10 protein-coding genes are annotated in these 12,606 nt (G+C 66.5%); 6 read left to right on the top strand and 4 right to left on the bottom strand.

Annotated features, from left to right (window positions below; all coding sequences use genetic code 11):
* Nucleotides 1-17 precede the first annotated feature (17 nt).
* Complete coding sequence (locus IG178_RS07210; RefSeq protein WP_193211861.1) at nucleotides 18-1,043, bottom strand: beta-ketoacyl synthase N-terminal-like domain-containing protein; 1,026 nt, start codon at nucleotides 1,041-1,043, stop codon at nucleotides 18-20.
* Nucleotides 1,040-2,281 carry a beta-ketoacyl-[acyl-carrier-protein] synthase family protein gene (locus IG178_RS07215; protein WP_343225942.1) on the bottom strand — a complete coding sequence of 414 codons (1,242 nt, stop codon included), beginning with the start codon at nucleotides 2,279-2,281 and terminating at the stop codon, nucleotides 1,040-1,042. The genes IG178_RS07210 and IG178_RS07215 overlap by 4 nt, the downstream gene beginning before the upstream one ends.
* A gap of 76 nt (nucleotides 2,282-2,357) precedes the next feature.
* Here IG178_RS07215 and IG178_RS07220 point away from each other — a divergent pair, with 76 nt between their 5' ends.
* Both IG178_RS07220 and IG178_RS07225 read left to right on the top strand, forming a co-directional pair.
* Nucleotides 2,358-3,593, top strand: coding sequence for an AMP-binding protein (locus IG178_RS07220; RefSeq protein WP_193211862.1), 1,236 nt, complete (start codon nucleotides 2,358-2,360; stop codon nucleotides 3,591-3,593).
* A complete protein-coding gene (locus IG178_RS07225; protein ID WP_193211863.1) occupies nucleotides 3,590-4,501 on the top strand; it encodes a hypothetical protein in 912 nt (303 codons plus the stop codon). The genes IG178_RS07220 and IG178_RS07225 overlap by 4 nt, the downstream gene beginning before the upstream one ends.
* Nucleotides 4,502-4,507: 6 nt before the next feature.
* On the opposite strand, the gene IG178_RS07230 is transcribed toward IG178_RS07225, so the two are convergent.
* Complete coding sequence (locus tag IG178_RS07230; RefSeq protein WP_193211864.1) at nucleotides 4,508-4,936, bottom strand: 3-hydroxyacyl-ACP dehydratase FabZ family protein; 429 nt, start codon at nucleotides 4,934-4,936, stop codon at nucleotides 4,508-4,510.
* A 141-nt stretch (nucleotides 4,937-5,077) separates the two neighbouring features.
* Here IG178_RS07230 and IG178_RS07235 point away from each other — a divergent pair, with 141 nt between their 5' ends.
* The 3 genes from IG178_RS07235 to IG178_RS07245 all read left to right on the top strand — a co-directional run bounded on the left by IG178_RS07235 (nucleotide 5,078) and on the right by IG178_RS07245 (nucleotide 8,433).
* Complete coding sequence (locus IG178_RS07235) at nucleotides 5,078-5,890, top strand: lysophospholipid acyltransferase family protein (protein ID WP_193211865.1); 813 nt, start codon at nucleotides 5,078-5,080, stop codon at nucleotides 5,888-5,890.
* Nucleotides 5,891-5,993: 103 nt separating this feature from the next.
* Entirely contained in the window at nucleotides 5,994-7,133 is a 1,140-nt protein-coding gene (gene carA, locus IG178_RS07240) for a glutamine-hydrolyzing carbamoyl-phosphate synthase small subunit (RefSeq protein WP_193211866.1), read from the top strand.
* A 31-nt stretch (nucleotides 7,134-7,164) separates the two neighbouring features.
* On the top strand, nucleotides 7,165-8,433 hold the full coding sequence (locus tag IG178_RS07245; protein WP_193211867.1) for an adenylosuccinate synthase: 1,269 nt from the start codon (nucleotides 7,165-7,167) through the stop codon (nucleotides 8,431-8,433).
* Here IG178_RS07245 and IG178_RS07250 read toward each other — a convergent pair.
* A complete protein-coding gene (locus IG178_RS07250) occupies nucleotides 8,430-9,188 on the bottom strand; it encodes an RNA polymerase sigma factor (protein ID WP_193211868.1) in 759 nt (252 codons plus the stop codon). The two genes, IG178_RS07245 and IG178_RS07250, sit on opposite strands and share 4 nt — an antisense overlap.
* 160 nt (nucleotides 9,189-9,348) lie before the next feature.
* Here IG178_RS07250 and IG178_RS07255 point away from each other — a divergent pair, with 160 nt between their 5' ends.
* Complete coding sequence (locus IG178_RS07255) at nucleotides 9,349-12,588, top strand: protein kinase domain-containing protein (RefSeq protein WP_193211869.1); 3,240 nt, start codon at nucleotides 9,349-9,351, stop codon at nucleotides 12,586-12,588.
* Nucleotides 12,589-12,606: the final 18 nt, after the last annotated feature.

Here is a 12,606-nt window from a genome sequence, read left to right on the forward strand (position 1 = left end):
AAGCCGTCGGGGTTGTTTTATTTTTGTCCGATCCAACAACCGGCCGCCTGCTCGTTCCCGCCCAACGCAGTCACCAGAGCCCGGTCCGCCTCTTTCCGGCCCAAAAGCGCCACCGCCGCCACAAGCTGCAGGGCCGAAGTGGCACCATACGATTCGCCCAGTAGCTTCTTCACCGATATCCGTCGCCCCTGCCAGCTGGCGAAGGCCCTGTTCTCCGGATCATCATAGCGGGGCACCCCGGTCCTCGAATCGGCAAGCAAGGTCCGGCCATCGTCGCTGGCGCCGCTCGCCGCGGACAACTCCTCCAACGCCGCCGCGCGATCCCCTCCCGGCACAAGCGCCACCGGATCGGGGACCGACAACAGGAGCGGGCCCTCGGCCCCGGGTTCGAGATAAATGGCACCCGCCCCTTCCGACGGCACGTAGTGATCGGAGTATAGTTGCAGCGCCTCGGCGCTGAGCCAGTCGATCTCTTCCGGCGCCACGACCAGCACACCGTCGCAGTCGCCGCGCTGCAGCCATTCGGCCGCGAGCTCCAAGGCGGTGAAAACTTCCGCCCCGTCGCCCAGCAGGGTGTCGTTCGGGGCGGTCGAGGCAAACATCGCCGACAGGTGGCTGGACGGCGCGTTGAAGACCGTCTCCGGAAACAGGATCGGGCTCGCCACCGAAGGGTCCGACACCACCTCCCCGAAGAAGCGGTTCGAGTAATTCACGCAGCCGTTCATCAGCGAGCAGATCACCCCGAGCCGGAAATCCCCGGTCGCGATCCGCTCGATGCGCTCCGGACCGAGCGCCTCGATCGCAGCGGCCGCGGCGAACTTTGAAATCGGGCTAACCCGGCGCAAGCGCGGGTTCCTCGGCAAGCCGGACGGTGCCCCCGGAACACGCAGCACCGGCGTCACCACCGGAGGCCCGTCCCGGCGCTCGCGCGAGAGCTCCGACAACGGCGGCCGGACACCCGCATCGAGCATTTCCATCAAGGCCGGCACCCCCCAGCCCGCGGGACTGACGGCACCCGTGCCAGCGATCGCGATCGGCTTCATGCTTGGTCCTCCTTCCGGAAAATGAGCGTGGCATTGGCACCGCCGAAGCCGAACGAGTTGGTCAGCGCGACCTTCACCCGGGCGTCACGGGGCTGTTGCACCAGGTCGAACTCCACCACCGGGTCGACCTCGCGGACACTGAGGCTGGCAGGCAGGAACTGGTCGCGGAGCGCCAGCAGGCACAGGACCGATTCCACCGAACCCGCACCGCCGAGCAGATGACCGATCGATGACTTGGTCGAGGAAACGCGGATCTTCGCCGTGGCGGCCCCGGCCCAGCGCGAAATCGCGCGGGCTTCCGCGACATCATTGAGCGGCGTCCCGGTGCCGTGGGAGTTGATGTAGTCGACCTGCTCCGGCTCCAGGCCCGCCTGTCGGGTCGCGCGCGTCATCGTGCCGAGCGCGGCGTCTCCTTCCGGGTGGGGTTGGGTCAGGTGATGGATGTCGGTCGCGGCGGCGTAGGCGAGGAGACTGCCGAAGCTGTCCGCGTTCCTGGCCCGGGCGGCGTCGAGCGACTCGACCACTACGAAGCCCGCACCCTCGCCAATCGCAAGACCATCGCGCGCGGCGTCGAAGGGACGTGGAATCCCACTGGGAGAAAGTGCCTGCAGCGAATCGAAGCCCGCGAACACCAGTTGGCTGAGCGCGTCGTAGCCGCCGGCCAGGACCCGCTCTGCCTTGCCTTCTGAGACCATCTGGTAGGCGTGGCCAATCGCATTCGCGCCGGAGGCACAGGCATTGGAAATGATCCGCAAGGGCCCGCGGACTCCCAGCGCCCGCATCATCGCGGTCATCTGGTACTGGGCCTGGTAGGTCTCGACGCGCAGGAACTGGCCGCGCCGGGACGTTCCCTCGACGGCCTGCAGGTAGTATTTTTCACCGACCGGCATCGCGATCGCCGAGGTGCCCACAATCACCGGCATCTCACCGCCGGAGAGCCCCGCGGTTTCGAGCGCCTCGCGGGCGGAGATGAGCGCCATGCGGGTGCCACGGTCCATCCGCGCCCATTCCTTGCGGGGCACGTAGGGCAGGCTGTCCGGCAATTCGGCCTGACCGGCCGTGCCGACGCGCTGGCGGGAGACATCGAACAAATCGACCGGCCGGAAGGCCGTGCGGCCGGCGCGGAAGCCGGCGGCGTTCGCATCGAGGCCGCAGCCCATCGAGGTCAGGATCCCCGCGCCGCTGATGACGACGGGACGGGGTTGGGAGGAGAATTCGTGGTCGGCGTGAAAGGCCACGGGAAAAGAATTTCGAAAGTTCGGGCTCGTCGGGCGCGGCCCCGCGCAGCTAGGCAACAGCCGTCGAGCTTGTCAAATGCTGCTTCCCCGATGGACCGAAACCTGTGAGCGATTCCGCGACCGCACCGCGATCATCGACGGCCACGACGTGTGGACTTTCGGTGACCTCGCCGACCGCCTGGACGCCCTGCCGGTGGCCTCGCGACCGGTGATCGCGAGCGGCTGCGTGGCGGAGATCGCCACCGCGGTGCTGCGTGGCTGGCGCGACGGCCAGCCGGTCCTGCCGGTCGAGAAAAGCACCGCCGAACCCGCGTTGCCGGCCGAATTCCCCGAGGGAACCGTCCACCTCAAGCTGACGCCCGGAATCTGCGGGACCCCGCGAGCCGTGTTCTTTTCCGCCGGGCAGATCGCCGCCGACGCCGATCGCCTGGTCGCCGCGATGGGCCTGCGGCCCGAAGTCCCGAACCTGGCCGCGATTTCGGTGACGCACTCGTATGGATTCTCCAGCGTCATCCTTCCCTTGCTGCTCCACGGGGTGCCGGTGCATGCCGTCGAGGTGCCCTTCCCCAAGGTGATGGCCGACGCGATGGCCATGCACGACTCGGTCGTGCTGCCGGCCGTGCCGTCCATGTGGAAGGCTTGGCTGCGATCGGGCATCCTCCGCGCCGACAAAATCGCCCTCGCGGTCTCCGCCGGGGCACCGCTGTCCCTTGAGCTGGAGCAAGCAGTCTTCGAGCGCTGCGGGCTGAAACTGCACAACTTCTACGGCGCCAGCGAATGCGGCGGCATTTCCTACGACTCCAGCAGCCAACCGCGCAGCGATGCTTCCGACCTTGGAACACCGCTCGACGGGGTCACGGTGGCAGTGGATGCGTCCGGCCGATTCCTGGTCCAAAGCACCTCCGTGGCGCTCGGTTACGAATCGTCCCGCGAAACCGAGCGCCTCGGCAACGGCGAGTTCCTGACCCAGGACTACGGCAGGATCGAGAACGGCCGGCTGTTCCTCGAAAGCAGCGGCGCGGAATCGATCAACGTCGCCGGCCGCAAGATCGGTCCCGCGCGCATCGAGGCCGCGCTGATGGCCACTGGACTGGTTGAAAAGGCGCGGGTCTTCGGCGTGCCGAGCCACGACCCCGAACGGGTCGAGGAAATCACCGCCATGGTGGAGCTGAAGTCGGCATCCCTCGAGTCCCTGCGCCAAGCCGCCACCGCCGCCCTCGCCGGCTGGGAGATGCCTCGTCACTGGATTGCCGATGCGGACGGCTCCTGCTGGTCGCAGTCCCGGGCCGAGCTCAAGAAGCGCTGGTCATGACCATCTCCCGGAGAAGCTGGATCCATCTGGCGTTTGCCACCCTTTGCGGCTGCAAAGGCCGCAAGACGGCAGGTCCTACCCGAACCCCTCCCAACGACGCGGCCCCTCGACTTCTGGCGGGTCCTTTTGAAATCGACCTGCCGCCCGGGTGGAGAGCCTCCGCCTCAATCGAGAAGGTCCCGGCGCATGCGCTCTACACCCCCGATCAATTCAAGTGGCTTCAGCAGGCCGAGGCGGAGGGGGATCCTTCGCCCCCTCTGCTCAAACCACACTTCGGCGTCCGCCCCCAGCACTGGGCGATTCGCCTGCCAGCGGCGATACCGCCGGGATTCACGCTCTCACAAATGGACGCCGGGGATAATCCCACCGCCCCCCAGATTCTCATCCACAAGGCCAGAGAATGGGCCTCGATCTTCCGGGACGGCACCGAAGGGCTCCGAGACTCCACTGCAGTCATCCAGTCCATGCGGCAAAAACTCGATGCGACCATCCGGGGAGAAGGAGTGGATCCATGCCCGGCGGTGATGGACGGTTCCCTCACCTTCGATTGCCTGAAAAAGCGCCTCGACTTCGAAGGTGGCTACGGAATTCGAATGATCGCCCAACGGACCATCGAACCGCAAATGATCCGGAAGGGGCAGCTCCACTACCTGTTTGTGGGCATTTCGGACGATAACACCTGTCAGGTCCTCGCCACATTCCCGGTTACCCTCCCGGGATTGCCGGGAGAAGATTCATTGGAGCACCTTGGACAACGCTTCGAGCCGTACCACGAATTCGTTCAAGACTACGACTCGTATCAAGGCGACGCGATCACCTGGCTTGAGCAACATGCCACTGAGATTGATCCGAGTTTGGACAAGCTCGACAAGATGTTGGAAAACCTCGTGGTGCGCCAGTGGGAGTGAAGCCGATCAAGAAGCGTCTTCCTGCCCGCTGAGCATGATCTTCGCGGTCGCCAGCGGGCGGTCGCCGGTGCTGACTTCGCCCGAAACCTGGATCATCCCGCCGAGCCGGCCTTCCACCTCGGCCCGCAGGGTCAGTGTTTCACCCGGTTTGGCGGCGCCGAGGATCTTCGCACCGCGCACCCCGGTGAGCAGCAGATTCCGCAACGGCGGGATGGCGGAATCACTCTGTGCGACCACCCCGCCAAGCTGCGCGATCGCCTCGATCAGGATCACCCCTGGCATCAGCGGATTGCCGGGAAAGTGCCCGGCCAGGAAGGCCTCGTCGCCCCGCACCCGGTAACTCGCGGTGGCGGATTTTCCGGGATCGAGTCGGTCGATGGCATCCACGAATCGGAACTCCTGACCGTGGGGCAGCGCGGCGAGCGGATCTTGCATGGCGCCGATCCATCCCGCCCGGATCGCCCCTGACAAGCCCGCATCCACCGGCTGGTGCCGGAATTTTCAATCGACCGCCCCTGCCGCGGCCGGGTAGATTATGACGCCTGTTGATCCATGCCCTCCTTGGAAAGCCAGACGTTGAGTCAATCCGAAGCCCCCCCCACACCGATCCACCGCTGGTGGCGTTGGCCCTGGGACGCCGTGGCGACCGCAGGCGCCTTCATCTACTGGGGCGTCGCCGGCCTGCTGATCACGGTGATTTCGATCCCGCTGATCTTTGTCCTGCCCTGCCAGGTCGCGAGAAAGCTCGGCCGCGGCATGCTCCACCGGGCGTTCCGGATTTTCTGCGGCTACCTGCGGGTCACCCGCCTGGTGCAGGCGGACCTCAGCTCGCTCGACCAGCTGAAAGACCAGCAAGGCCCCGTGATCATCGCGCCGAACCACACCTCCCTGTGGGACGCGGTCTTTGTCATTTCCAAGCTCCCGCAGCCGATCTGCATCATGAAGGAGTCGATCCTCTGCAACCCCTTCCTCGGCGGCGGGGCGCGGCTGGCGGGCTACATCCCGAATGGATCCTCGGCCCGGATGGTGAAGGCCGCCGCCGCCGCGCTTCAGAACGGCGGCCAACTGCTGCTGTTCCCCGAGGGCACCCGCACCCGCCGCGACGCCCGCTGGATCAATCCCCTCCGCGGCGGCTGCGCGCTGATCGCCCGCTGCGCCGGCGTTCCGGTCCGCCCGGTGTTCATACGCAGCAATACCCGCTTCCTTGAAAAAGGCTGGCCGCTGTGGAAAAAGCCCGAGTTCCCGATCCGCCTCAGCATCGAGCTCGGCGATCCCGTGATGGCCGGAGAAAACGAGACCGCCCACGAGTTCACCAAACGCCTCGAGGCGATCTACATCGAGAATCTCTCCCGCGCCCACAAGCTGCGCCGCCAGATCGAGGAAAATTGAGGGGGCCCGACCCCCGGATTCCGCTTGTGACCCGCCCCGCCCGTCCCCTACGGTCCCGCCGCGCCGCGCGGGGCAGCCTTTCCTTCGCGGCCGATCCGTGCCCATGAAAGCCATTCTCGCCCTGGAAGACGGCCGCCTTTTCGAAGGCCGCGCCTACGGAGCATCCGGAACCACCACCGGGGAAATCTGCTTCAACACTTCGATGACCGGTTACCAGGAGGTGATCACCGATCCCTCCTACCGTGGCCAGATCGTTGCGATGACCTACCCGCAGATCGGCAACTACGGGATCAACCCGGAAGACGCCGAATCGTCGGCCCCGCACATCCGCGGCCTGGTCATCGGCGAGCTGTCCCCTGTCGCCTCGAACTGGCGCTCCCGCCAGACCCTCGCCGACTACTTTTCCGAACACGGCGTGCTCGGCATCGAGCACATCGACACCCGCGCCCTGACCAAGCACCTGCGCTCGCGCGGGGCGATGCGCGCCTGCCTGACCACCGAACTCGACAGCGCCGGTGCCATTGAGGCAGCGAAAGCGTCGCCGTCGATGGAAGGCATGGACTACGTCCAGGAAGTCTCGACCGACAAGGACTACGCCTGGGAGGCCGACTCGCGCCGCTTCACGCTGCCCAACGCCTCGGCCGGCCAGCTGGAAACCTACCTCGAACTGCCGCCGCTCAAGCACCGCATTGTCGCCTATGACTTCGGCATCAAGTGGAACATCCTCCGCCGCCTCCGCCAGGCCGGCTTCGAGGTCGATGTGGTGAATTCCCGCACCTCTGCCGAAGCCGTGCTGGCGAAAAACCCCGACGGCATCTTTCTCTCCAACGGCCCCGGCGATCCGGCGGCGCTCGGCTACATCCACGAGGAAATCAAGAAGCTGCTCGGCAAGAAGCCGGTGTTCGGCATCTGCCTGGGCAACCAGATCCTCAGCCACGCCTTCGGTGGCAAGACCTACAAGCTCAAGTTCGGCCACCGCGGCGGCAACCAGCCGGTCAAGGACCTGCGCAGCGGCAAGATCTCGATCACCTCTCAGAACCACGGTTTCGCGGTCGATGCCGATTCCCTGCCATCCAACGTGGAAGTGACCCACATCAACCTCAACGACGACACCGTCGAGGGAATCCGCCACAAGGAGATGCCGGTCTTCTCCGTGCAGTATCACCCCGAAGCAGCTCCCGGCCCGCACGACGCGACCTACTTCTTCGACGAGTTCGCCGCGCTGATCGACGCCACCAAGTGAGTCTCTCCTCCTGATCACGGTTCACTTCTTCATGAACACCATCGTCACCGGTCTCCAGTGGGGAGACGAAGGCAAGGGCAAGATCGTCGACTACCTCACCGAATCCGCCGACGTCGTCGTCCGCGGCCAGGGAGGCAACAACGCCGGCCACACGGTCATCGCGCGCGGCACCAAGTACGTCCTCCACCTGCTGCCCTCCGGCATTCTCTGGGATGGCAAGACCAACATCATCGGCAACGGCGTGGTCGTCGACCCGGTGGGCCTGGTCGCGGAAATCGAGCGCGTCGAGGGCCAGGGTGTCTCGATCACCCCGGAAAAGCTGCTGATTTCCGACCGCGCGCACGTCGTGCTGCCGCTGCACAAGGAGCTCGATGCCGCCCGCGAGGCCGCCCTCGGCGACCGCAAGATCGGCACCACCAAGCGCGGCATCGGCCCGGCCTACGCCGACAAGATCAACCGCTGCGGCCTGCGCGTCGCCGACCTGCTCGACGAGACCTATTTCCGCGAGATGGTCGGCCACCGCACCGCCGATGCCAACGAGGTGCTGGCCAAGTTCGGCCTGCCGACCTTCGACGCCACCGAACAGGCCGACGAGGTGCTCGCCGCCTTCGCCCGGCTGCGGCCGCACGTCTCCAACACCATCCCGGTCCTCCACCAAGCCTGGAAGGACGGCAAGACGATCCTTTTCGAAGGCGCCCAGGGCACCCTGCTCGACATCGACTTCGGCACCTACCCCTTCGTCACCTCGTCGAACACCACTTCCGGCGGCTCTTGCACCGGCACCGGCCTGCCGCCGACCGCGATCGACCAGGTGATCGGCGTCTGTAAGGCCTACACCACCCGCGTCGGCTCCGGACCCTTCCCGAGCGCCGACGAAGGCCTCTCGCAGTATCTCCACGACCTCGGCCGCGAATTCGGCGCCACCACCGGCCGCGCCCGCGGCTGCGGATGGCTCGATGCCGTCCTTCTGCGCCACGGCTGCATGGTCAACGGCACCACCGGCCTGGCCGTCACCAACGTCGACGGCCTCGACAACTACGAGACCCTCCGTATTTGCACCGGCTACGAGATCGACGGCACCGTCCACGAGCTCCCGCCGGCCGACCGCCACGCCTGGGACCGAGCCAAGGCCGTCTACGAGGAGCTTCCCGGCTGGCAGCAGGACACCACGGCCTGCACCTCCTACGAGCAGCTCCCGGAAAAGGCCAAGGCCTACCTCGATCGCCTCAGCGACCTCTGCGGCACACCGGTGAAATTCGTCGGCGTCGGTCCCGACCGCGTCCAGACGCTGGTCGTCTAAGCGAGACTGGCGAACATCGACCGCAGGTAGCGCAGCTCTTCATCGGCATCCTCGCCTTCGGCCAGGGTGTCGGAGATGCAGCTGCGGACGCAGTCCCGGAAGCGCTGGCGCAGCCGGTGCACCGCCACCTTCAAGGCTCCCTCCGACATCCCCAGCGAGGCCGCGAGCTCCGCATTCGCCGGGGACGCCTGCTGGACCTGCAGCATCGGCTTCAAGGCACGAAAGAGCCCGGCCTTTCCTGCTCCCGCGTAATCGGCCTCGAGCGCCTTCATCGAGGCATCGATCAAGTCCTGCGCCCACTGCCGGTCAAAGACCGCTTCCGGTGCCGATAGGCAATCCGGCATCGCCTGCAGGTGTTCCTCGAGCTCGCTGACATCGATCGGGATCGGCTGCCAGTCGCCACCCCGCTTCCGGGTCGCCCGCTTGGCCGCTTCGTCGGCCAGGAAGCGCTTCAGGACCACGCAGAGGAAAGATCGCAAGCGCCCCTTCTCAGGACCGTCGACCGCCCGCAGGTAGTGCCCGTCGAGCAGCTGGTAAAAGAACTCCTGGGTCAGGTCCTCGGCGTCATCCGGCCGGATGCCACGGCTGCGGATGAACAGGTAGACCGAACGCCAGTAGGTCCGGCACAAGTCCTCGAGCGCCGCCGGCCCTTCGCCCGCCTGCGAATCCTTGGCCGCCATCACCATGCTCCAGCGGGTTCTTGGAAAAAGGCCCCGGCTGGTGCCGCCGGAATTGCTGCGATCGAGGGGATCCACGATCCGATCAGTAGCCGCGGAGCGCACGGGTGGGGAGAACAATATCCCACTCGCCATCAATCTGTTGCCCATGATCGACTGGCTGCTTGCATTTTGCCCTGCGGAGGAGCCAACTGGCAGAGCGATGAGTGGGTTGCGGACATGCCAGCATTGCGGAGCGGTGCTCCAATCCACGCCAAACGACGGATTCTGCCCGGCCTGCCTGCTCGACCAGGTGCTGGAGACCAGCGGCGAGTCCCCCGCCCCGGGCGACTTTGTTCCCGAACAAGCCGGCGATCGGGTCGGCCGCTACACGCTGCTCGAGCAGATCGGCGAAGGAGGTTTTGGCGTGGTCTTCCGCGCCCGCCAGAACGAGCCGGTGCGCCGGGAAGTCGCCCTGAAGGTGATCAAGCCGGGCATGGACTCGCGGGAACTGATCGCCCGATTCGAGGTCGAACGCCAGGCGCTCGCCCTCATGGACCACCCGCACATCGCAAAAGTGCTCGACGCCGGCACCACGCCGCTCGGCCGTCCCTACTTCGTGATGGAGCTCGTCGACGGCATCCCAGTGACCGACTACTGCAATCGCGAGAAGCTGCCGATCCCCGATCGGCTCAAAAACTTCGCGGAGGTCTGCGACGCGGTGCAGCACGCCCACCAGAAGGGCATCATCCACCGCGACCTCAAGCCGAGCAACATCCTGATCTCCACCGGGGAAAACCAGCGGCCCTTCGCGAAGGTCATCGATTTCGGCGTCGCCAAGGCCATCTGTACCGAGGTGGCCAACGAGACCTTCTTCACCCGCTTCGGCCGGCTGATCGGCACGCCCCAATACATGAGCCCCGAGCAGGCCGAGATCCACGCCACGGACATCGACACCCGCAGCGACATCTACGCCCTGGGCGCGGTGCTCTATGAAATCCTCACCGGGGTTCCCCCGCTCGACGGCAAGACCCTCTCCTCGGCGGGTTACGACAAGATGCGGAAGATGATCCGCGAGCAGGTGCCGCTGCGGCCGTCCGCCCGCCTCCGTGCCAGCGAACCGGAAGTCCTGCAGGAAGTCGCCGAAGCCCGCGGCACCGACGGGCCGAAGCTGCTCAAGCAGCTCCACGGCGATCTCAACTGGATCGTGATGAAGGCGCTCGAGAAGGACCGCAACCGCCGCTACGACACCGCCCACAGCCTGGCGATGGACATGCGCCGCCACCTGCAGGGGCTGCCGGTGAGCGCGGGACCGCCCGGCGCGGGCTACCGGGTCGGCAAGTTCGTCAGCCGCAACCGCACCGCGGTCACCGGCGCCGCGCTGGTGATGATGACCCTGATCGTCGGGATCGTCGTCGCGACCCTCCTCTACTTCAATGCGCTCGAGGCCGAGAAGGCATCGAAACGCGAGCACCGCGCGTCCTTGCTCCGCGAGGCCACCGCGGACCGCTGGAGCGGGGACTCGGGCGGGCGGGCGAAGTCGCTGCAGGCCTTGGTCGAAGCCGCCAAGATCGAGATCGGCCGGGACCTGCGCGACGAGGCGATCGCCTGCCTCGCCTGGATCGATGTCCGGGAGGTGAACTCGCTCTCGGTGGAAAACATCATTTCCCCGCAAGCGACCTATGACCCGGAGCACCGCTGGTGCGCCGTAGCCACCAAAGAGGGCGATATCCGGATCCTGTCGCTGCCTGACGGCACTCCCGTCGCCACCTTGCCCGGAGCCGGCGAACCGCTGGCACTGAGCAGGCAGGGAAACCGGCTCGTCGCCTGCCGGAGATCGGAGGGCGAAGCCTCCCTGAACATCTGGGACTGGAAAACCGGCCGTCTTGCCGCGGCAGCCGGAGCCATGGTCCAGGACTGCTTTGAGGTGCTCGACGATGGCTCCGGCATCGCGGTGGGGCGGCCGGGAGGCGGGGTTGAGATCCTCGATTGGACTGGCTCCGTTCTGAATCGTTTCGAGCTCCCGGGCATCGCGACGGCGGTCAGCTATTCGCCCACGCAGAAAGTGCTGGCCGCGAACCTCCGGAAACGCAGCGACCACCGCGGAGACATTGCGGGATTGCTCCTCGTCGGACCCGACTCCGCCGAACCCGTGCAGGTGAACGAAGGGACCTCCGCCACCGCCCTCGACTGGGATCCGAGCGGTCGCTTCCTTGCGGTCGGGGAGGACAACGGCTCGGTCTGGGTGTTCGACCGCTCGACCGCTTCTCAGGCATTCCGGACCACCGGCCACCACGACGACAGCAAGGTCACGCGGGTCGAGTGGAGCCGCGACGGCAGCATGTTCGCGACCGGCTGCCTGGGCAGCGAGATCCGGCTGTGGGACGGGCGGCAGGGCACGATGTTCTGCAAGCACAAGGCCTGGGCCGGCCGCTTCTGTTTCTCCCCGGACGGCAGCTTCCTCGGCCCCATCGTGCGCCTCGACAAGATCAAGACCCTCGAGGTGCTGCAGTCGAAGGTCTGCCACCGCAGCGGCGGCCACCGGCGGACCGACGGAATCAATGCCGCGGCTTGGAGCACCAAGGCCGTGGTCCTGGCCACCGCCGCCACCGACGGCGTGCGGCTGTGGAACCGGGAAGCCCGCGAGCTGGCCTATCTGGACGGGCTGCGCGATCCCCGCGGCCTGGCCTTCTCCGACGACCGGCTCTACATCGCGGATGCCGATGGCATCGTCACCCGGGAATTCACCATGACTTCCCCCACCACGATCGCACTCGGCCCCGCGATCGCCTTCAGCGACATCAAGGACTGCCAGTCGATCGCCCTCGCCGCGAATCACGGTCTGCTGGCCGTGGCGAGCCGCTCGGGCATGTGGCTGGTTGATCTCAAGACCGGTGACGGGCGGCGACTTGAAGGCCCGGAGGGCGCTTCCGTGGTATCGATCACTCCTACCCAGGACTGGCTGGCGGCGGCACCCTCGCGCCCCGCTTCGGGAGCCTTCATCTGGAATCTCCCGGCCGGCGATCTGGTTGAAAAGCTGCCCACTGAAGGTCCCGCCAACCTCGCCTTCTCCACCGTCGAGCCAAGCCTGGTGACCGGGGATTCGAAGGCCTATCGCTTCTGGCGATTGCAGGGGAACTCATGGGCCGAGGACACCGGTCTCGTCATCCACAACGAGATGGCGGACCTCCCGGGCCGGGTGCTTTTCAGCCCGCGCGCCACGGCCCTCACCATCTCCTACGAACGCTCGCTGCTGCGCGTCCTCGATCCCCACGACCTCAGCATCCTGACCGAGCCGAGCTTCGACGAACAGTGGCCGCTTGCGATCAGCCCGGACGGCATGCTGATGGTGAACGAGGGCCGCGCCGGACGGCTCTTCCTGTGGGACCTCGCCGAGATCCGGCGGGAGCTCGCGCGGATGGGCATCGACTGGACGCACCTGCGCCCTTTTCCCCACCTGTCGATTCCGGTGATCACCTCCGCCACGGTCGCGGAGTAGGGGCGGCGAACTTTTTTT

This window comes from Neoluteolibacter marinus (genome assembly GCF_014904755.1).
GTDB classification, from domain to species: domain Bacteria; phylum Verrucomicrobiota; class Verrucomicrobiia; order Verrucomicrobiales; family Akkermansiaceae; genus Haloferula; species Haloferula marina.

Excerpts from the sequence above, each read along its gene's own strand:
- IG178_RS07225 (WP_193211863.1), top strand. The coding sequence starts at position 3,590 with ATGACCATCTCCCGGAGAAGCTGGATCCATCTGGCGTTTGCCACCCTT.
- IG178_RS07245 (WP_193211867.1), top strand. The coding sequence starts at position 7,165 with ATGAACACCATCGTCACCGGTCTCCAGTGGGGAGACGAAGGCAAGGGC.
- IG178_RS07220 (WP_193211862.1), top strand. The coding sequence starts at position 2,358 with ATGCTGCTTCCCCGATGGACCGAAACCTGTGAGCGATTCCGCGACCGC.
- IG178_RS07210 (WP_193211861.1), bottom strand. The coding sequence starts at position 1,043 with ATGAAGCCGATCGCGATCGCTGGCACGGGTGCCGTCAGTCCCGCGGGC.
- IG178_RS07230 (WP_193211864.1), bottom strand. The coding sequence starts at position 4,936 with ATGCAAGATCCGCTCGCCGCGCTGCCCCACGGTCAGGAGTTCCGATTC.
- carA (WP_193211866.1), top strand. The coding sequence starts at position 5,994 with ATGAAAGCCATTCTCGCCCTGGAAGACGGCCGCCTTTTCGAAGGCCGC.